Origin of the sequence: Sphingobium sp. TB-6, from assembly GCF_012927365.1 — a bacterium.
GTDB lineage: Bacteria > Pseudomonadota > Alphaproteobacteria > Sphingomonadales > Sphingomonadaceae > Sphingobium.
On sequence record NZ_JABBGL010000004.1, the window covers coordinates 185,554 to 203,415 of the forward strand.

Consider the following 17,862-nt stretch of genomic DNA (forward strand, 5'->3'; position numbering starts at 1 on the left):
GCTTGCACGGCGCGGGTCCATCGCCTAGCTAGGAAATATGGAGAAGGTCGATCTTGGGCGTAGGGCGCTGACCGATGCACTCGGCCGCCGGATCAGCTATTTGCGGATTTCGGTGACGGACCGCTGCGACCTGCGCTGCCGCTATTGCATGGCGGAGCGGATGACTTTCCTGCCCAAGGACCAGGTGCTGACTCTGGAGGAGATCGCGCTGCTGGCCGACCTCTTCATCATGCGGGGCGTGCGCAGGATCAGGCTGACCGGCGGCGAGCCGCTGGTGCGGCGGGACATTATCGACCTCGTCCGACGCATCGGGCGGCATCTGGGCGAGGGGCTGGATGAACTGACGCTCACCACCAACGGCACAAGGCTGGCGCAGCATGCGCAGGCGCTGGCCGATGCAGGCGTGCGGCGGATCAACGTCAGCCTGGACAGCCGCGATCCGGATCGCTTCGCCAATGTGACGCGCAATGGCGACATTCGATTGGTGTTCGAAGGGCTGGAGGCTGCGCGGGCAGCCGGACTCGCGGTCAAGATCAATATGGTGGCGCTCAAGGGCATTAATGAGGATGAAATCCTGCCGATGCTGCATTGGTGCGATGCTCAGGGCTTCGACCTGACGCTGATCGAGACGATGCCATTGGGCGAAACCGGGGAAGATCGGACCGACCATTATCTGCCGTTGACGCAGGTGGCCGATTCGATCCAGCAGCATCATGCACTGACGCCGATCGCGCATCGCACCGGCGGACCGGCACGCTATCATGCGGTCGAGGGTCTAGGTGTCCGCTTGGGGCTGATCACGCCGCTCACCAATAATTTCTGCGCCGATTGCAACCGAATGCGCATGACCTGCGAGGGCAAGATCTTCATGTGTCTGGGTCATGAGGATCATGTCGACCTGAAAACCGCCTTCCGCGAAGGTGGGCTGGATGCGGTGGAACCGTTGATCGATCGCGCGCTGCGGCTGAAACCCGCGGCCCATGATTTCCGCATCGGCGCAGGAACTGAGGCGGCGGTCAGGCGGCATATGAGCGTGACCGGCGGATGACCGAAGACGTTCGGCGCGCCTTGGTCGCCTCCCCCAGTCCGGCAGCCAAGGCGGCGGAGGAAAGGCTGCGCGCCGCCTATGATTTCGTGCCCGTCGATCAGGCGGACATGATCATCGCACTGGGCGGCGACGGCTTCATGCTCCAGACGCTGCACGCCATGCTGGAGGGGCGGCGGATTTTGCCGGTGTTCGGCATGAACCTCGGCACGGTCGGCTTCCTGATGAACGAATGGCGGCTGGAACGGCTGGAACAGCGGATCGAGGCGGCTAAGCTGTTCAAGGTCAATCCGTTGCGCATGACCGTCGATACGGTGGATGGAGAGCGATTCTCGATCCCCGCCATCAATGAGGTCTCGCTGTTGCGCGAAACGCGCCAGACCGCCAAGCTGGAGGTGAAGGTCAACGACCGCACCGTCTTGCCCGAACTGGTTTGCGACGGCGTGCTGGTGGCCACGCCTGCGGGATCGACGGCCTATAATCTCTCGGCTCATGGACCCATCCTGCCTTTGGGATCGGCGCTGGTGGCGCTGACGCCGATCAGCCCTTTCCGTCCCCGGCGCTGGCGCGGCGCGATCCTGCCGGAAAATACCGCGATCCAGTTCACTGTGCTCGATCCGGTGAAGCGCCCGGTCAGCGCCGTGGCCGATCAGCGCGAAGTGCGCGACATCGCGCAGGTAGAGGTGAAGATCGATCGCGCGACGCCGCTGACGCTGCTGTTCGACCCGGAACATACGCTGGACGACCGGATCGCGGCGGAACAGTTCATCGCGTAAAAATTCCGCAATTTGGCGCTTGCCATTGTCGGAAAGCCGCTGCTATAGGCGCGGCCTGCCCGGCGAAATCCGGGTTGCTCCCCGATAGCTCAGCGGTAGAGCATTCGACTGTTAATCGAATGGCCGTAGGTTCGAATCCTACTCGGGGAGCCACTTTTCATCCGGCGACTGAGGCCGGAAAAACCTTCCATAATCAAATAGATCGGCGCTTTTGATTGGATCGCGCCCCATGCTTCGTGCAGTCGGGGCGGTTTATCCATTTTTTGAGGCGGGAGGGTTTCCAGACCCTTGCCATTCCGCAAAAGCCGCTGCTATAGGCGCGGCCTGCCCGGCGAAAGCCGGGTCGCTCCCCGATAGCTCAGCGGTAGAGCATTCGACTGTTAATCGAATGGCCGTAGGTTCGAATCCTACTCGGGGAGCCAATTTGACCGGGCCAGACCGGTTTTTCCTGACGCTCAGCGCCAATGCGTGACCAGTGGCTTACCTTAACCGCGGTTCCGGCGGTGGAACTGCCATCCTGCCTGTGCAGGGATCTGGTTCGGTATCCGGAATGCCCAAGGATGTACCCGCAAAATAGTTGCGGGCGGACACCAGGGGTGCCGCCCGCAAGATATGCAGTCTTTAAGCCCGTTTCAGCGGGAGGCGTATTGCCGGCCCCGTGTTGCCAGAGCCCAGCGTTGCGGCGTGGCGTCGGCCACATTTTCCCGCACGAAACATTGGCCGCGACGGGCCTTGACCGCGTGGCAAAGCGCCATCGCCTCAGCCCGATCGTCAAAGCCGCCGACGGCTAGACGGGCCAAGGTCGCGCCGTTCACCGTGACTTGGCTGGTGAGGACAGGCAGGCTCGCCAAAGCGCCATTGCGGCGGGCCATGGCATACCATTTTTCCTTCGCGATGGCCGCATTGTCATAGGCGCCAAGCTGAACCACCCAGTTGCTGCCGCCCTTGCCGCTCGGACGGAAGGCGAGTTGCTGGATGCGCGCGGATTGCGGGGCGCGCGCAGGCTGAGCGGCACGAACAGACGAGGCCTGATGCGGCGCAGCAACACGGACAGGGGTCGCGATGGCCTGGATCATCGGTGCGGACGCTTCGGCAACGGCCGGTTGTGGCGCGGGATCGGCAGCGGCGATCTCAACGGGTGCGGTTTCGACGGTTTGCGCGGCGGAAACGGCCTGCTCCACGGGAACGGCCTCCGCCATCTGCGCTGGCGTGGTCGCAGGCGCCAGGGCCAGGACGACCGGCTGACCTGCATCGGCGCCGTTGATCGTCACGCCCATCAGAGCGGCTACCCGCTGCTGCGAAAGGCCAGGCGCGGCGTTCTGCGCCCATTGGGTGATGCGCTGATTGGCGGCGAGCGGATCGAGGTCGAAGCCCGCCATCATGCGCGCATCCTTCCACCGGCCAGCCAATGCATAGGCATAGGCCAGATTCTGACGGGTGCGCGCAGTGGCCGACGGGTCGTGGATCACTTCGGAGAGGATACGCACGCCTTCCGGCGCGTCACCCGCCATCGCCATGGCGAGGCCATAGTCGGCGGCAGGCACGATGTCGGCATGGTTGGCGAGCAGGTCGCGGGCGGCACGATCCTTGCTTAGCGCAACTTCGACCAGCGCCAGGGTGATGATGGTGCGCGCATCGCGATTGCCCAGCGTCATCGCGTCCGACAGCGCGGTTTCGGCCGAAGCGAAGCGACCGTCCGCCACATAGGCGCGGCCGAGCAACTGGCGATAGCGGACGTCCTGCGGCGCTGCCTGTACGGCGGCTTCGGCCAGTTCGACCGCGCGGGCGCCGTCGCGATCGGCCAGCGCCTTTTCGACATTGGCGGCGAGACGATCAGGATCATGCTGCGGAGCGATCGCGGCGGGGCGGAAGGCCGCGCCGGTGCATCCCACCATGGTCGTGCCGATAAGCATCGACGCGACCGCTGCTTTGGCGAAGGCCTTGCGCTTCATGGCTTTTCCCAACCCTTAATTGTTGCCGCGAACGCGCGGCAGTTGCTGGGCCAGCCGGTCGACATCCGGCAAGCTGCTGAGGAACGAGTCGAGCGCTTCGGTCACCATCTGCTGCGCCGAACGGCCGACGATGGCGCTGGCGAGCCGCAGCTTCAGATGGCGGTCGGCGTCAAGCCGCAGGGTGAAGGCGGCCTTGCGGCCCTTCGCCACGGCGGCAGCATGGGCCTTCCTTTTCGGCTTTTCGACCTTGGCCGGGACGCTGGCCTCGGCAATGCGTTCGGCCAGTTCCTCGCGCTCGGTCACCACGACGGGCACTGGCGCCATGACCGGAACGGCGGTCATCGGCGTCAGACCGGCCACGGAGCGGGATTCGGTCGGCGCAGGTTCGGGCTGCGTCACGTCAAAGCCCATGTCGTTCCAGCCCAGATCCTCCTGGAGCGCAGTGGCTCCAGCAGTCAGGCCGAATACCGGACGGCGCATGGCGGGGGAAGCAGCGCCCTTGCGGGCCAGCAGACCGGAAGTCAGCGAGGCGAGAGGTTTCGGTTCGACCATGATATTCCCCTCCCCTTACTGTGAGACCCGGCGGCCGAAGCCACCGCTTGCCGGACGAACCGTGCCTGCCGCGCCGACCGCATTGTGCGGGACGGAAAAGACGGTGCGGCGGAAATTCTTTTCCAGCCGGTCCGAAATATAGGTCCAGAGCTGCGTGACCTCTCCGGCCGAACGGCCCTTGGGGTCGACCTCCATCACTGTGCGGCCGTCGATCATCGAGGCGGCGAAATCGGTGCGATGGTGCAGCGTGATTGGGGCAACCGTGCCATGTTGCGACAGGGCAACGGCGGCTTCGGAGGTGATCCGCGCCTTGGGCGTCGCGCCGTTGACCACGAAGATCAGCGGCTTGCCCGCACGCTCGCACAGGTCGACCGTGGCGCCCACGGCACGCAGGTCGTGCGGGCTGGGACGGGTCGGGACGACGATCAGCTCAGCGACCGAAATGACGCTCTGGATCGCCATGGTGATCGCGGGCGGGGTGTCGATGACGGCCAGCTTGAAACCCTGCTGGCGAAGAATTTCAAGGTCGGCGGCCAGGCGGGCGACCGTGGTCTGGGCGAAGGCGGGATATTCGGCCTCGCGCTCGTTCCACCAGTCGGCCAGCGACCCCTGCGGGTCGATGTCGATCAGCACGACCGGACCTGCGCCCGCCATCTGGGCCTGAACGGCCAGATGCCCCGACAGGGTGGTCTTGCCCGATCCCCCCTTTTGCGATGCCAATGCCAATATGCGCACGCAACTTCCCCCAGAAAATCCAATTGAGGCAAGGAGTGCCACAGCCCCGCCTAAGAATTGGTTAATCCGCGTGGAAGCCTGACGGACGGTAAAAAGGCGATGTTCTTAATGCTAAGTCGCTATTAACCTTGATGCGGCATAGGATCGCGCAAGAACCCATTGGGAGCATGAGCATGAGGCGTATTTGGGGCGTGCTGGCCGCTGGAACGATGTTGAGCCTGGCGCAACTGGCCTTGGCCGGGGCCGCGATGGCCGATGTGAAGGCGGGCGTCGATGCCTGGCAGCAGGGCGACTATGCCAAGGCCATCACCGTCTGGCAGCCGCTCGCGCAGGCCGGCGATCCCGATGCGCAGTTCAACATGGGGCAGGCCTATAAGCTGGGCCGGGGCGTTAAGGCCGATCCAGCCGCCGCGATCGATTGGTATCGCAAGGCGGCGAAACAGGGTCATAGCCGCGCCGAGGACAATCTGGGGCTGCTGATGTTCCAGCAGGGCGATCGGGCGGGCGCCCTCCCTTATTTGCAGCGTGCCGCAGACCGGGGCGAGCCGCGTGCCCAATATATCGTCGGCACGGCCCTGTTCAACGGCGACCTGACGACAAAGAACTGGGTGCGGGCCTATGCGCTGATGACGCGGGCGTCCGAATCCGGGCTGGCGCAGGCGACCGCAAGCCTTCGCCAGATGGACAAATATATTCCGCAGGATCAGCGCAATGATGGCATCGCCATGGCACGATCCATCGGCCAGCAGGAAAAGACGGCGCTGACGGCGGATGAGTCTCGCCAGTCCGCGCCCGTGTCGCGTGAAGCGCCCAAGCCGATCCGGACGGCGCAATTGCCGCCCTCCACTCCGCCCAAACCCAAGGCTCCTGAAGTCGCGCCATCCCCCAAGCCCGCACCCACGCCCGCGAAGGTGGCAGCAGTCAAGCCGACCGCTCCCAAGCCTGCCTTGCCCAAGGCAAGCAGCGGCGGATGGCGCGTGCAGATCGGCGCATTCAGTGCGGAAACGCGCGCCCGGACGCTCTGGAGCCAGCTCAGCGCCAAGGTCAGCGGCTTGTCGGGCTATCACCCCTATATACTGACGAGCGGCGGGGTGACGCGGTTGCAGGCCGGCCCCCTTGCGAGCAATGCGGACGCCGCCAAGCTGTGCGGCGCGATCAAGGCTGCGGGCGCGGAGTGCATGCCCAAGAAGATATAAATCTTGCCAAAGCTTGGAATTTAATTTCAAGCATGCGATAATGGGACTTCAGCACGGAGCGTCTCATGTCGGTCGAAAGTCAATCGGTGATCAACGCGCTGGTGGAGAGGATATTGGGTCTGGAGGCAGCGCAGGCAGCGCTGGCGGCGCTCGATATCAATCCCGCGCTAATGGCTGAGCGCGGTCCCACTATATCCCGCGCCGCCTTCGCCATGGCGATGAACATCGCCCTGTTTCACGACTTGCTGGAACGCGTGCCGAGCGGCGCGGCCTATGTCGAAGACCGGCTGGCGCGAGGCGGCAAGGTGGTGTTCGATCATGGCGCGTTGCGCACGGTGCGGCTGGCCCAAGGCCCGACCGGCGAATTGCCGCCGGGCGAAGAGGCCTTTACCCGCATATTGGTGCCGCTGGGCTATGAGATGGCGGCGGTCTATCCGCTGGACCGGCTGCGGATGACCGGGCGGGCCTATCGCCATGCCGATCTGCCCGAAGCCATTCCGCAATTCTTCCTGTCCGAACTGCATGTCGACCGCTTTGACCCGGAATTTGCCGAGGTTGCGGCGCGGGTGTTCGGCACCTCCCGCGATCCGTTGACCGCGGAAGCCAAGGCGGTGTTGGAGAAATATGCGGACGGTCGCCCCGTCTCCCTCGCAGAATCTGCGGTAGCGTTGCCGGTGATCGTCGCGGCCTTCGACCGGCAGCATGAACCCGCCAGCATAGAGGATTATGAGTTGCTGCTCTCCCGGTCCCATGAAGCGGGCTGGATCGCGACTGAGGGCAATGCCTTCAATCATGCGACGGACCGGGTGGCGGATGTGGCCGCGCTGGCGGAGCGGCTGAAGGCGGAGGACTGGCCGATCAAGGATCGGCTGGAGATTTCCCGCACTGGGCGGGTGCGGCAGACGGCCCTCCGCGCCGATACCGTGGAACGGCTCTTTGCCGGGGATGAATTGCGCCGGGTGCCAGGGTCTTTCTATGAATTCATCAGCCGGGACATCGATCCTGAGACGGGCGGATTGGACCTGGCCTTCGACACCGGCAATGCGACAGGCATTTTCGCGATGACCAGCGCCCAGGGCGAAGGAAGCGCGTAACGGGTTGATCGGCGCGCAGGCTTGGGGCAACGCGTTCCCCTGTTTGCGGGGAGATGCGCGTGACTGATCCGGTTGTTCCATCCTGGGTGCTGACTCTGGCCTGTGCCGATCGGGTGGGCATTGTCGCTGCGGTGAGCCAGTTCCTGGCGGAGCGCGGCGGCTTCATCACCGACAGCCAGCAATATGCCGACCGGGAAGCAGGCCGCTTCTTCATGCGCGTCGCGTTCGAGGCGACCGACGAGCGCATGGGCGACACAGGGCGGCTGCGCCAGGAGTTCGCCAATGTCGGCACGCGCTTCGCCATGGACTGGCGGTTGACGGCGGCGGAGGAAAAGCCGCGCATGCTGATCGCCGTGTCCAAAGGGTCGCATTGCCTGGCGGACCTGCTGCATCGCTGGCAGACCGGAACGCTGGCGGTCGACATCATGGGCGTGGTGTCCAACCATCCCGACATGCGCCGGATCACCGAATGGCACGGCATCCCCTATCATGAGTTGCCGCCCAATGGCGACAAGGCGGCACAGGAGAAAGCGCTTCTAGGCATTTTCGAGCGGACGCAGTCGGAATATCTGATCCTGGCGCGCTACATGCAGGTGCTGTCGGAAGGTCTGGTTGAGGCGCTTGCGGGACGCTGCGTCAATATTCACCACAGCTTCCTGCCAGGCTTCAAGGGCGCTCGCCCCTATCACCGGGCGCATGAACGTGGGGTCAAACTGATCGGCGCGACGGCGCATTTCGTGACCGCCGATCTGGATGAAGGGCCGATCATCGAGCAGGCGGTGGAGCGAGTCGATCATCGCGCAACGGCGGAGGATATGATCCGGATCGGGCGGGACATCGAAGCGCAGGTGCTGGCCCGCGCAGTAGGCTGGCTGGCGGACCGGCGGGTGCTTCAGAATGGCGGGAAGACGGTGGTATTCCGTTAGGAGCGAGCGAGCCGGAGGGTGCGGTTGTGATGGGTGGGACATCATTCCCGTCATCCCAGCGAAAGCTGGGATCTCGTGAGACTAAGCTGTGCCCTATCGCCTGAGATCCCAGCTTTCCGTGGGATGACGACATTATCAACGTGCGTTATTGGCCAAAATTTGCCGCGCTAACATCACGCCAATTTCCGCGCCCGTTCGCGCCAGGCTTCGGCCAGCACCGGCATATCCGCCAGCGCCCGCACCGCGTCCGGCTCGGCCTTGTGTCCACCACCGATCAGCAACCGGAACACCCGCGCAATCGGCCAGTCCGGTAAAGGCCGCTCCAGCAATTCCATCTGCGTCCCCGCTTCCGCTTGTCCCTCCCGGATAACCCGGAAGTAGATGCCGCAACGCGCCGTCTTCACGATGGTCGCCATCACGTCCCGCGCACCGAAACGGTGGTCGAGCTTCCAGCAGGGTTGCCGCCCATGGCTCACCTCCACCACGGCGCTGCCTAGGGTGAAGCGATCGCCCAGGCAGATTTCCGCCTCGGTCATCCCATGCGACGCGATATTCTCGCCAAAGGCGCCTGGCCCGTCGAGCAGAGGATGTCCCGGCTTCAGGTCGCGCCACCAGTCATAATGGTCCTGCGGATAGAGATGGATCGCCTTGTCCCAGCCACCATGATGCAGCGTATCGGCTACCCCGTCACCCTCAAGGCCGAGCCAGCCGATCCGCACGGCGCCTGTCACCGGCGTCTTCGCAATGGCACTATATTCGCCATCCCGGAAAGGAACGGGCTTGCCGGTCAGCAGCGCGTCGATGGTCATGGAAAGCGCGGTCATGGCTTTTCTTGGCACGGAAGCCGTCGGCGGGGAAAGGCCGGTCGACAGGAAAAGGCCTCAGGCCGGGGAAAGCTCCGACCCCAATTTCAGCACTTCGCTGCCGCTGTCTGTCGTCACCAGATAGGCCGGGTTACGGCTGGACCCGTTGCGGCGGATGACGGCGCCTTCAATCTTGCGTTCGACATGCCGTTCAAACCGCTCGGATATTCTCCCGCGGCCGACGCCCTGCCCCCAATTCCACTTGACCCTCGCTCCTTTGCGAAAGCTTTCGGTCATCAAGCATTCTCTCCTATAGGGAACAACCGCGCCGGCCGGGCATCACTGCTGCCGGCATGCAAAAATCCCAAATGGCGTCGTGGTTCCCTTGGGTTTTGCGATTGTCTGCGTTAAGGGCGGCGGATGGATGTTAAGGGGCTTCGCGTCGCGCTTTTCAGCGGCAATTATAATTATGTGCGAGACGGCGCGAACCAGGCGCTCAACCGCTTCGTAGGCTATTTGCTGCGGCAGGGGGCGGCGGTGCGCGTCTATTCGCCCACGACCGATACTCCGGCCTTCGACCCTGCGGGCGACCTGGTCAGCACGCCTTCCGTACCGGTGCCGGGGCGCAGCGAATATCGGATTCCCTATCGTCTTTCGGGCGCCGTCCGCCGCGATCTCAAGCGCTTCGCCCCCAATCTGGTGCATGTCTCCAGTCCCGACCCGCTCGGTCACCGCGCAATCAGTTGGGCGCGCGCGCGCGGCCTGCCCGCCGTCGCATCGGTCCATACCCGCTTCGAAACCTATCCGCGCTATTATGGCCTCGCCTTTCTGGAGCCGCTGATCGAATCGATCCTGCGCCGCTTCTATCGCCGCTGCGACGCCATCGTCGCGCCGTCCGAATCGATGGCGCAACTGCTGCGCGAACAGCGGATGAGCTATGATGTCGGCATCTGGACCCGCGGCATCGACCGGGAAATCTTCAACCCCGGCCGCCGTGACACTGCTTGGCGCCAGTCGCTTGGCATAGCAGGCGACGAACCCGTGATCGGCTTCATCGGCAGGCTGGTGATGGAAAAAGGTCTCGACGTCTTTTCCGACACGATCGACCATCTGGCGGCGAAGAATGTGCGCCATAAGGTGCTGGTCGTCGGGGAAGGCCCGGCCCGCGAATGGTTCGCCAACCGCCTGCCCGACGCCGTCTTCACCGGCTTTCAGAAAGGCCCGGACCTTGGCCGCGCAGTCGCCAGCATGGACATGTTGTTCAACCCCAGCGTCACTGAAACCTTCGGCAATGTGACGCTGGAGGCGATGGCCTGTGGCCTGCCCACCGTCGCCGCCCGCGCCACCGGCAGCGAGAGCCTGGTCACCGAAGGCGTCACCGGCCGCCTGATCCGACCCGGCGCGATCACCGCCTTTGCCGATGCGCTGACCGCCTATTGCACCGATCCCGCCATTCGCTCCGCCGCTGGCGCAGCCGCCATGGCCGAAGCGGAGCGCTATGGCTGGGATCAGGTGAACCAGGCGCTGGTCGATACCTATGTCCGGGTCATCCGCCAGCGCGAACATGGCGCATTGGTAAGGTCGAGCCCAGTTCCCTGATCAGAAGCGCTCCCTGATCAAACTCATTTCCTGAAAGCCAAAGCCTTCCTATATCGAGGGCGATGGCTGACCTTTTCACTCCCGACGACCTCCCTACCGCGACTCCGGCCGACGCCCCGTTGGCGGACAAGCTGCGTCCCCGCACCCTGGCCGATGTGGTGGGGCAGGATCATCTGACCGGCCCTGAGGGTGCGATCGGCCGCATGGTTGCTGCTGGCCGCCTTTCCTCGATCATCCTGTGGGGACCGCCGGGCACGGGCAAGACCACCATCTCCCGCCTGCTCGCGGACGCTGTCGGCATGCGCTTCGAGCCGATCTCCGCCGTCTTTTCCGGTGTTGCGGATCTCAAGAAGGTCTTCGCCGCAGCGAAGGAATATGCCCGGCGCGGCGAAAAAACCTTGCTCTTCGTGGACGAAATCCACCGCTTCAACCGCGCGCAGCAGGACGGCTTCCTCCCCTTCGTGGAGGACGGCACCGTCACCCTGGTCGGCGCGACCACGGAGAACCCTAGCTTCGAACTTAACGCCGCGCTTCTTTCCCGCGCGCAAGTGCTGATCCTACGCCGGTTGGACGCCAGCGCTCTGGAACAATTGCTCGACCGCGCCGTGGCCCTGACCGGCCGCCCGCTCCCGCTCGATCCGGCCGCCCGGGATGCCCTGCTGGCCAGCGCCGACGGTGACGGACGCTTCCTGCTCAACCAGGTCGAAACCCTTTATTCCATTGACATACCAGAGCCGCTCGATCCGGCGGGCCTTTCCGCCCTGCTCCACCGCCGCGTCGCCGTCTATGACAAGGACCGCGAGGGCCATTACAACCTGATCTCCGCGCTGCACAAAAGCCTGCGCGGCTCCGACCCGCAAGCCGCGCTCTATTATCTCGCCCGCATGCTGACCGCAGGCGAGGAACCGCTCTACGTCCTGCGCCGCCTCGTCCGCTTCGCCGTGGAGGATATCAGCCTTGCCGACCCGCAGGCCGTCGTCCAGTGCCTGGCCGCCAAGGACAGTTATGAGTTCCTCGGTTCCCCGGAAGGCGAACTCGCCATCGTCCAGGCCTGTCTCTATTGCGCCACCGCGCCCAAATCCAACGCCGCTTACAGCGCCATGAAGTCCGCCTGGAAGTCCGCCCGCGAAACCGGCTCGCTGATGCCGCCGCAAAATATCCTGAACGCACCAACGAAGCTTATGAAGACCATCGGCTATGGCCAAGGCTATCACTATGACCATGACGCGGCGGACGGCTTTTCCGGCGACAATTATTGGCCGGAAGAAATGCAGCCCCAAAGCTTCTACGCCCCCACCGAACGCGGATTCGAAGCGCGCATTGCAGAGCGTTTGGCCTATTGGGACCGCTTGAGAGCCGAACGCCGTCAGCAATGACGCCCAGTTTTGCCCGCTATGCCGTCATCGACTGGTCCGGGGCCAAAGGTGCCCGCCACAAGGGCATAGCCATCGCCCTCTGCGAAGCGGGCGACGAGGTTCCCCTGCTCCAGCATCCCGAAGGCGGCGGCTTCTGGTCGCGTCAGGCCGTGGCGGCATGGCTCATCCGAACGGCCAGCGAAGCGCCCACCCTCTTCGGCTTCGATTTCAGCTTCGCTCCGCCCTATATCGCCCGCCAAAGCTATCTGCCCGGCGATCCAGTCCCCATCACCGGCCCCGCCTTCTGGGCCTATGTCGACAGTGTCTGCGATGATGAGGATCTGGGCGCCGCCAGCCTGCTCGAACGCACCCACCGCCGCCATTTCTATTTCGGCAAGGCCGATGGCATCAAGGCCGACTATATGCACAACCGCGCCTGCGAAGCGCATTATAACGTGCGGGGCGGAGGCAAGCCCTCCACGGTCTACGACGCCATCGGCGCGGCGCAGGTCGCCAAGGCGAGCTTTGCAGGCATGCGCCTGCTCCACCATGTCCACGCCCATGTCCCGGTCTGGCCGTTCGACCCGCCGCCTCAAAATGGCTCGCTGGTCATTGAAATCTACACCAGCATAGCCGCGCGCGCCGCCGGGCGTCCCAAGGGCAAGGCCAAGATGCGAAGCCTCGCCGCGCTGAACGACGCGCTGCTCGCCGTCGAATCGCAGCCGCATGAAGGCCCGCCCCCGGACGATCACGGCGCCGACGCGATCCTCACCGCCGCTTGGCTCCGTCGCGCGGCGCCCCGCCCGAGCCTGTGGACACCCGCGCACCTCGACGAAAAAATCGCAGCAACAGAGGGCTGGACGTTCGGCATCATCTGATAGTAAGGCGCTCCCCGTCAGAACGATGGGCCGGATTAGCACAGCGGTAGTGCAGCGGTTTTGTAAACCGAAGGTCGGGGGTTCGATCCCCTCATCCGGCACCATATCGGCCAGTGCCCTTGCGGCACGGTCCTTTGCACCTAAAATCGGCAGATGGCATTTCAACGTCTAAAAAGCTGGGCCAGCGCGCTGAAGGTCGACATCATCGCCCTGTGGCTTGCCGCCCGCGACAGTCGCACGCCTTTTATCGCCAAGCTGGTGGCAGCCAGCGTCGCCGGCTTCGCGCTCAGCCCGATCGACCTCATTCCGGACTTCATCCCGGTCCTGGGCTATCTGGACGACCTGATCATCCTTCCCTTGGGCATAGCCCTGGCGATCCGTCTCATCCCGCCCGCGCTGATGGCCGAATTCCGTCTCCAGGCGCGCAGCAAAGCGGACCGCCCGAAAAGCCGGACCGCGATGGCGCTGATCATCCTGTTCTGGCTGGGCATGTCATTTTTGGCCGGTCTCTGGATCTTGCGATACCGGGCCTGAGCAAATCCCGATGCCCCCCAACGCAAAATGGGGGCCGACATTTCTGCCGGTCCCCACTTCCGTCGTGTCTCTCGATCCGCTTCTCTTTCAAGATGCGATCATCGGACTCGGCGCGCGATAGGTCTGCCTCCAAGGTTTTCCTATCGTGTCGGCTCCGTTTGCCCGGCCGGTCGGCCGTTCTCGCGCAGCCTGTTCTCTTTATTCGATACCCGACGTTCACTCACGCGCGTGCACAGCATCGTCTATTGAGAACCATCGGCTTTCCACATTTTCCTTCCGGTCCATGCTTCTTTCCCGACGCTCGAAAAGTCCTTCAAGTCACTGATTTCTCACTGACTTTGGCATTCAGATTCCTCTGTCTCCCGTCCTTTCCGATAAGAAGATGCTCTCACCAAAAGCGAGTCGTTCAAAGCGGAATCTTGCACCTAGAAGACGGATTGCCCCTAAAGCTGTGGATAAATGTGGATAATTTTTTCATGGCGATTCAGCCGCCCGGCGACCACCCTTCGGGCGCCAGGGTAAAGCCCGAAAATTCAAAGCCTGGAACCACGGTGCAACTCACCAATGTCCAGCCGCCCATGGGCCGGGCCGCCTGCCAATGATGCGCCGGAACCAACCCTTGGGGCTGCTGCCCCGCCAGCACATCGCCGCCCAGCAGCCAATCCCTTACCGGCCCGTCCTCCGGAGCGATGGAAAAGGTCAGCGGCGCCCCGGCATGCCAGAACCAATGTTCATCGGCATCGACCCTATGCCAATGCGAACGCTGATGCGCTTCCAACAGGAAATAGATTGCCGTACCCGCAGCCCGCTCGCCCGGCTTGGCCGCCGCCCGCCAGCTTTCCCGAAACCATCCTCCTTCGGGATGAGGCAACAGGCCAAGAGACTGGATCAGCGCCTTCGCCGCCGCTTCGTCGCATCCGTTCATCACTTTACCTTAAATTTTATTCTTGAAAAAACAATATGATGTGCCGTTGTCGCAGGTTCATGCAACCTCGATCAATATGGGTGAGTTGAACGACCAAAGCACGCCTTTTGGAGGAGATAAAATGCGTAAAGCCCTTATGGCCCTGGCCGCCGTTTCGCTGGCCATTCCTGTTTCGATGGCCGTCCCGACGGATGGCGCGAATGCCCGCCGTCATTATGAGTATCGCGAATGGCGCGGCCGGGACGGTCGCACCTATTGCCGCAAGTCCAACGGCACGACCGGCCTGATCGTCGGCGGCGTCGGCGGTGCACTGGTCGGCCGCGCGATCGACACTCGTGGCGATCGCGCCACCGGCACGATCCTGGGCGCCGCGGGCGGCGCGCTGCTCGGCAAGGAAATCGACAGCAAGCGTCGCTGCCGCTAAAATATGAAAAAGGGCGGCTTCCCGATGGGGAGCCGCCCTTTTTGATCGATCAGCTTCGAAACGCCTATTCGGCAGCAGCGCCGCGAGCGTCTTCAACCTTGAACGCAACGGCCTGACCGCCCGAAACGCCCGAAACGCGGCCGTTCTTGACAGACAGATTGAAGGCAACGGCGTCGGGATAACGACGACCCGAAATCACCTTGCCGGTCTTGGTGTCCTTGACGTCATACACATAGGTGTAACCCTCGTGCGTGAACTTCTGCTTGGCAGCATCTTCGGCATGGACCGGAGCGTTGGCGGCACCAAGGGCGAACAGGGCGGAAAGGACAAACTTGGACAGCATTCGCATGGGTAAACTCCTTGTGAATGCCGATCAAACACCTCTGGAATATTCTTTTCTGTTGGCGTCAATTTATGGTGCAGTGCGGCAAAAGCTCAATCGCAAACAAAGGCGAAACGATTGCATTTCCCGCAACCGCTTTCTCAAGCCTTTGATAAACTGATGATATGCTTGAACTCCGCCTCCGTCAGCGGGGAAACGGACAGGCGCGATTGGCGGATCATCGCCATGTCGGCCAGCGCCGGATCGGCCTTCATGGTCTTCAACGTCACCGGCTTGTCGAACTTTTCCTTCGGTCCCACATGGACGGCGATCCACTTGCCGCTGTCGTCGGTGCTGTCGGGCGCAGCTTCCTCGACAATTTCCATGATGCCGACCGCCTCGATGCCGATATTGCTGTGATAGAAGATCGACAGGTCGCCCTTCCTCATCGCCTTCATATTGTTCTGGGCGGCATAATTGCGCACGCCGTCCCATTCCGCTTTTCCCTTTTCGACCAGATCGTCATAGGAAAAGACATCGGGTTCGGATTTCATCAGCCAGTAGTTCATGGCTCCTCCTTGCATCAGCCGCCAAGGACGATCAAGGATGTGTGCATGGCCACGTGGCGCCCGGACGGTGCGCCGGGCCGATCATGTTGTTTTCGGAGACTAAAAGTGTCGCAATCGGTGCTGGAACAAGTGCCTGTCCTGTCCCTGGGCCATATGACCAAGGCCGACTTTGCCGCCGCTTTCGGTGGCTCCTTCCAGCGCTTCGGCTTTGCCATGGTGAAGGACCACGGCATGGACCAGACGCTGATCGACAAGGGTTGGGCGTTGGCTCGTCAGTTTTTCGCGCTGCCCGAAGAGGCGAAGCGCCGCTACGACGCCAAATATAATGGCGGCCAGCGCGGCTACACGGCTTTCGGCGTGGAAATCGCCAAGGGCGCGAGCGAGAACGACCTCAAGGAATTCTGGCATGTCGGCCGCGACCTGCCCAAAGACGATCCGTTGGCGCAAACCATGCCGCCCAATGTCTGGCCGGACGAGCTGCCCGAATTTCAAGAGACTTTTGCGCAGCTCTATGCCGAGTTCGACCGCGTTGGCGCCGAACTGCTTTCCGCCATCGCCCTCTATCTGGGCCTGGAGGAGCGCTGGTTCGACAAACCGATCGAGAACGGCAATTCGATCCTGCGCCTGCTTCATTATCCGCCCGTATCGCCGGAAGCCCCCGGCATCCGCGCCGGGGCGCATGAGGATATCAATCTCATCACCCTGCTGCTGGGCGCTGAGGAAGGCGGACTTGAACTCAAGGATCGCAACGGCAACTGGCTACCTGTGGTGCCGCCGCCGGGTGCGCTGGCCATCAATGTGGGCGATATGCTCCAGCGGCTGACCAACTATCATTTGCCCTCGACCAGCCACCGCGTCGTCAATCCGCCACCGGAACGCCGCGGCTTTTCGCGTTATTCCATGCCCTTCTTCATGCACCTGCGGCCGGATTTCCTGATCGACGCTCTGCCGCAATGCGTGGACGCGGAGAATCTTCGGCGCGATCCGCCGATCACTGCGCATGACTATCTGACGGAGCGATTGCGGGAAATCGGGCTGATCAAGGGGTAAGAGCTGAGCTTCAGCATGGCCTATGCGGACAGGATCACGAAGAAAACTACCTCCGCCCGCGTCCCATGGTAATCCCGATCTCCTCGCCCTTCTCGCTAAGGGCGAGTTTCACGATCTTCACCTCGACATGCGTCACCTTGTCGTCCTGAAGAAAGATCGTCTCGATGATATGATCCGCCACCGCCTCTATCAGCGTGAAATGCTGCCCTTCCGGCAGCGCCGTGGTCGCGGCATGTTTCAGGTCCATATAATTTTTGGACCGGGACAGCGGCGTATCGGACTCATAATGATCCGCGATCTTCAGCTTCGCCCGGATCGAGATGCGCAGCGGCTGCGGCAGGTGCGTCTCTTCGGAATAGATGCCGGTCAGGACATCCACATCCAGATGATTGACCTCCAAGGTCAGAAAATCGTCAAATCCGCTGCTCATAGCTCGCCACATTCGGCCGGTCCCTGCGGCAGATATAGCCTGCTGCGGGCGGGGGCCAGTTTAGACTTTTATTTTGCGAGCCACGCGCTAAAGCCCGCCGCTCTCGGCGCGTCCATGCGCCATTGAGAACGGATCGGCAAGACGTGTCTGTGATAGTGCCCCTCAACATCATGTCGCAGGAAGTGATCGAGCATCTGCTCGATGCCGCCTTCGGCCCTGACCGGCACGGCCGCACCGCCTATCTGATTCGCGACGGCATGCCCTGGCTGCCCGAACTGTCCTTCGGGATCGAGGATGAGAAGGGCAGGCTCATCGGATCGCTGCAAAGCTGGCCCGTCGCCCTCACTCATGACGACGGCAGCCAGACGCCGCTCATCATGGTCGGGCCCGTCGCCGTCGACCCGTCCGCCCAAGGCACCGGCCATGGCCGCGCGATGATGGATACCGTCGTCACCGCCGCCCGCGCCCATCGCAGCGACCCGCTGATGATGATCGGTGATCCCGAATATTATGGCCGCTTCTGGGGCTTTTCTGCGGAAGGCACCAGCGGCTGGGATTGCCCCGGCCCATTCGAGGCGCGCCGCCTGCTGGCGCTCTCCGTCGACGGGCGCCCCATTGACGGCAGGGGCATGCTCAGCCCGCGGATCACGGTTCAGGCCTGAAATTTCCCTTTTGCCTTCGGACGCGCGCGCTCCTA

The 17,862-nt window shown here is 63.1% G+C and carries 21 protein-coding genes and 3 tRNA genes; 15 read left to right on the forward strand and 9 right to left on the reverse strand.

What is annotated here, in order from left to right:
* The first annotated feature begins 37 nt into the window (after nucleotides 1–37).
* From moaA to HHL26_RS07865, 4 genes are all read left to right on the forward strand, one after another.
* Nucleotides 38–1,048, forward strand: a complete 1,011-nt coding sequence (gene moaA / locus HHL26_RS07850) for a GTP 3',8-cyclase MoaA (RefSeq protein ID WP_066557183.1) — start codon at nucleotides 38–40, stop codon at nucleotides 1,046–1,048.
* Nucleotides 1,045–1,821, forward strand: a complete 777-nt coding sequence (locus tag HHL26_RS07855; protein WP_066557182.1) for an NAD kinase — start codon at nucleotides 1,045–1,047, stop codon at nucleotides 1,819–1,821. The genes moaA and HHL26_RS07855 overlap by 4 nt, the downstream gene beginning before the upstream one ends.
* A 78-nt stretch (nucleotides 1,822–1,899) precedes the next feature.
* A tRNA-Asn gene (locus HHL26_RS07860) sits at nucleotides 1,900–1,974 on the forward strand.
* Between the two features lie 194 nt (nucleotides 1,975–2,168).
* Nucleotides 2,169–2,243: transfer RNA gene (locus tag HHL26_RS07865), tRNA-Asn, on the forward strand.
* A gap of 210 nt (nucleotides 2,244–2,453) precedes the next feature.
* On the opposite strand, the gene HHL26_RS07870 is transcribed toward HHL26_RS07865, so the two are convergent.
* The 3 genes from HHL26_RS07870 to HHL26_RS07880 are packed head-to-tail and all read right to left on the reverse strand — an operon-like array spanning nucleotide 2,454 to nucleotide 5,060.
* Nucleotides 2,454–3,773 carry an SPOR domain-containing protein gene (locus tag HHL26_RS07870; protein ID WP_066556303.1) on the reverse strand — a complete coding sequence of 440 codons (1,320 nt, stop codon included), beginning with the start codon at nucleotides 3,771–3,773 and terminating at the stop codon, nucleotides 2,454–2,456.
* 15 nt (nucleotides 3,774–3,788) lie between these two features.
* On the reverse strand, nucleotides 3,789–4,325 hold the full coding sequence (locus tag HHL26_RS07875) for a hypothetical protein (protein WP_066556296.1): 537 nt from the start codon (nucleotides 4,323–4,325) through the stop codon (nucleotides 3,789–3,791).
* Nucleotides 4,326–4,340: 15 nt separating this feature from the next.
* Nucleotides 4,341–5,060 (reverse strand): ParA family protein, encoded by a 720-nt coding sequence (locus tag HHL26_RS07880; protein WP_066556294.1) that lies wholly within the window; start codon nucleotides 5,058–5,060, stop codon nucleotides 4,341–4,343.
* Nucleotides 5,061–5,227: 167 nt separating this feature from the next.
* Here HHL26_RS07880 and HHL26_RS07885 point away from each other — a divergent pair, with 167 nt between their 5' ends.
* The 3 genes from HHL26_RS07885 to purU all read left to right on the forward strand — a co-directional run bounded on the left by HHL26_RS07885 (nucleotide 5,228) and on the right by purU (nucleotide 8,276).
* Nucleotides 5,228–6,256 (forward strand): SPOR domain-containing protein, encoded by a 1,029-nt coding sequence (locus HHL26_RS07885; protein WP_066556293.1) that lies wholly within the window; start codon nucleotides 5,228–5,230, stop codon nucleotides 6,254–6,256.
* Nucleotides 6,257–6,321: 65 nt separating this feature from the next.
* The gene (locus tag HHL26_RS07890; RefSeq protein ID WP_066556288.1) at nucleotides 6,322–7,350 is read left to right on the forward strand and encodes a DUF1338 domain-containing protein; all 1,029 of its coding nucleotides are present in this window, start codon (nucleotides 6,322–6,324) and stop codon (nucleotides 7,348–7,350) included.
* Between the two features lie 53 nt (nucleotides 7,351–7,403).
* A complete protein-coding gene (gene purU, locus HHL26_RS07895; RefSeq protein ID WP_176392425.1) occupies nucleotides 7,404–8,276 on the forward strand; it encodes a formyltetrahydrofolate deformylase in 873 nt (290 codons plus the stop codon).
* 173 nt (nucleotides 8,277–8,449) lie between these two features.
* Here the strand turns inward: purU and HHL26_RS07900 are convergent, their stop codons facing one another.
* Both HHL26_RS07900 and HHL26_RS07905 read right to left on the reverse strand, forming a co-directional pair.
* The gene (locus HHL26_RS07900) at nucleotides 8,450–9,100 is read right to left on the reverse strand and encodes an MOSC domain-containing protein (RefSeq protein ID WP_066556283.1); all 651 of its coding nucleotides are present in this window, start codon (nucleotides 9,098–9,100) and stop codon (nucleotides 8,450–8,452) included.
* Between the two features lie 57 nt (nucleotides 9,101–9,157).
* Nucleotides 9,158–9,376: a DUF2945 domain-containing protein gene (locus HHL26_RS07905; RefSeq protein ID WP_066556281.1), complete on the reverse strand. Its 219-nt coding sequence runs from the start codon at nucleotides 9,374–9,376 to the stop codon at nucleotides 9,158–9,160.
* Between the two features lie 123 nt (nucleotides 9,377–9,499).
* Here HHL26_RS07905 and HHL26_RS07910 point away from each other — a divergent pair, with 123 nt between their 5' ends.
* The 5 genes from HHL26_RS07910 to HHL26_RS07930 all read left to right on the forward strand — a co-directional run bounded on the left by HHL26_RS07910 (nucleotide 9,500) and on the right by HHL26_RS07930 (nucleotide 13,445).
* Nucleotides 9,500–10,678 (forward strand): glycosyltransferase family 1 protein, encoded by a 1,179-nt coding sequence (locus HHL26_RS07910; RefSeq protein WP_066556280.1) that lies wholly within the window; start codon nucleotides 9,500–9,502, stop codon nucleotides 10,676–10,678.
* 62 nt (nucleotides 10,679–10,740) lie between these two features.
* The gene (locus HHL26_RS07915; RefSeq protein ID WP_066556278.1) at nucleotides 10,741–12,054 is read left to right on the forward strand and encodes a replication-associated recombination protein A; all 1,314 of its coding nucleotides are present in this window, start codon (nucleotides 10,741–10,743) and stop codon (nucleotides 12,052–12,054) included.
* A complete protein-coding gene (locus tag HHL26_RS07920) occupies nucleotides 12,051–12,911 on the forward strand; it encodes a hypothetical protein (protein ID WP_066556276.1) in 861 nt (286 codons plus the stop codon). The genes HHL26_RS07915 and HHL26_RS07920 overlap by 4 nt, the downstream gene beginning before the upstream one ends.
* Before the next feature lie 29 nt (nucleotides 12,912–12,940).
* Nucleotides 12,941–13,015, forward strand: a tRNA-Thr gene (locus tag HHL26_RS07925).
* Nucleotides 13,016–13,064: 49 nt separating this feature from the next.
* Entirely contained in the window at nucleotides 13,065–13,445 is a 381-nt protein-coding gene (locus tag HHL26_RS07930) for a YkvA family protein (protein ID WP_066556274.1), read from the forward strand.
* A 484-nt stretch (nucleotides 13,446–13,929) separates the two neighbouring features.
* Here HHL26_RS07930 and HHL26_RS07935 read toward each other — a convergent pair whose 3' ends face one another.
* On the reverse strand, nucleotides 13,930–14,370 hold the full coding sequence (locus HHL26_RS07935) for a cupin domain-containing protein (RefSeq protein WP_066556272.1): 441 nt from the start codon (nucleotides 14,368–14,370) through the stop codon (nucleotides 13,930–13,932).
* Between the two features lie 121 nt (nucleotides 14,371–14,491).
* On the opposite strand from HHL26_RS07935, the gene HHL26_RS07940 reads away from it, so the two are divergent.
* Nucleotides 14,492–14,794, forward strand: a complete 303-nt coding sequence (locus tag HHL26_RS07940; RefSeq protein WP_066561591.1) for a glycine zipper 2TM domain-containing protein — start codon at nucleotides 14,492–14,494, stop codon at nucleotides 14,792–14,794.
* A 64-nt stretch (nucleotides 14,795–14,858) separates the two neighbouring features.
* Here the strand turns inward: HHL26_RS07940 and HHL26_RS07945 are convergent, their stop codons facing one another.
* Together HHL26_RS07945 and HHL26_RS07950 are read right to left on the reverse strand one after the other, a co-directional pair.
* Nucleotides 14,859–15,143 carry a hypothetical protein gene (locus HHL26_RS07945; protein WP_237230007.1) on the reverse strand — a complete coding sequence of 95 codons (285 nt, stop codon included), beginning with the start codon at nucleotides 15,141–15,143 and terminating at the stop codon, nucleotides 14,859–14,861.
* A gap of 134 nt (nucleotides 15,144–15,277) precedes the next feature.
* A complete protein-coding gene (locus tag HHL26_RS07950; RefSeq protein ID WP_066556268.1) occupies nucleotides 15,278–15,685 on the reverse strand; it encodes an EVE domain-containing protein in 408 nt (135 codons plus the stop codon).
* Between the two features lie 105 nt (nucleotides 15,686–15,790).
* Here HHL26_RS07950 and HHL26_RS07955 point away from each other — a divergent pair, with 105 nt between their 5' ends.
* Nucleotides 15,791–16,735, forward strand: coding sequence for a 2-oxoglutarate and iron-dependent oxygenase domain-containing protein (locus HHL26_RS07955; RefSeq protein ID WP_066556261.1), 945 nt, complete (start codon nucleotides 15,791–15,793; stop codon nucleotides 16,733–16,735).
* A 46-nt stretch (nucleotides 16,736–16,781) separates the two neighbouring features.
* Here the strand turns inward: HHL26_RS07955 and HHL26_RS07960 are convergent, their stop codons facing one another.
* Nucleotides 16,782–17,165, reverse strand: coding sequence for a dihydroneopterin aldolase (locus HHL26_RS07960; protein WP_066556253.1), 384 nt, complete (start codon nucleotides 17,163–17,165; stop codon nucleotides 16,782–16,784).
* A 143-nt stretch (nucleotides 17,166–17,308) separates the two neighbouring features.
* On the opposite strand from HHL26_RS07960, the gene HHL26_RS07965 reads away from it, so the two are divergent.
* Nucleotides 17,309–17,827 (forward strand): N-acetyltransferase, encoded by a 519-nt coding sequence (locus tag HHL26_RS07965; protein WP_066556252.1) that lies wholly within the window; start codon nucleotides 17,309–17,311, stop codon nucleotides 17,825–17,827.
* Nucleotides 17,828–17,862: the final 35 nt, after the last annotated feature.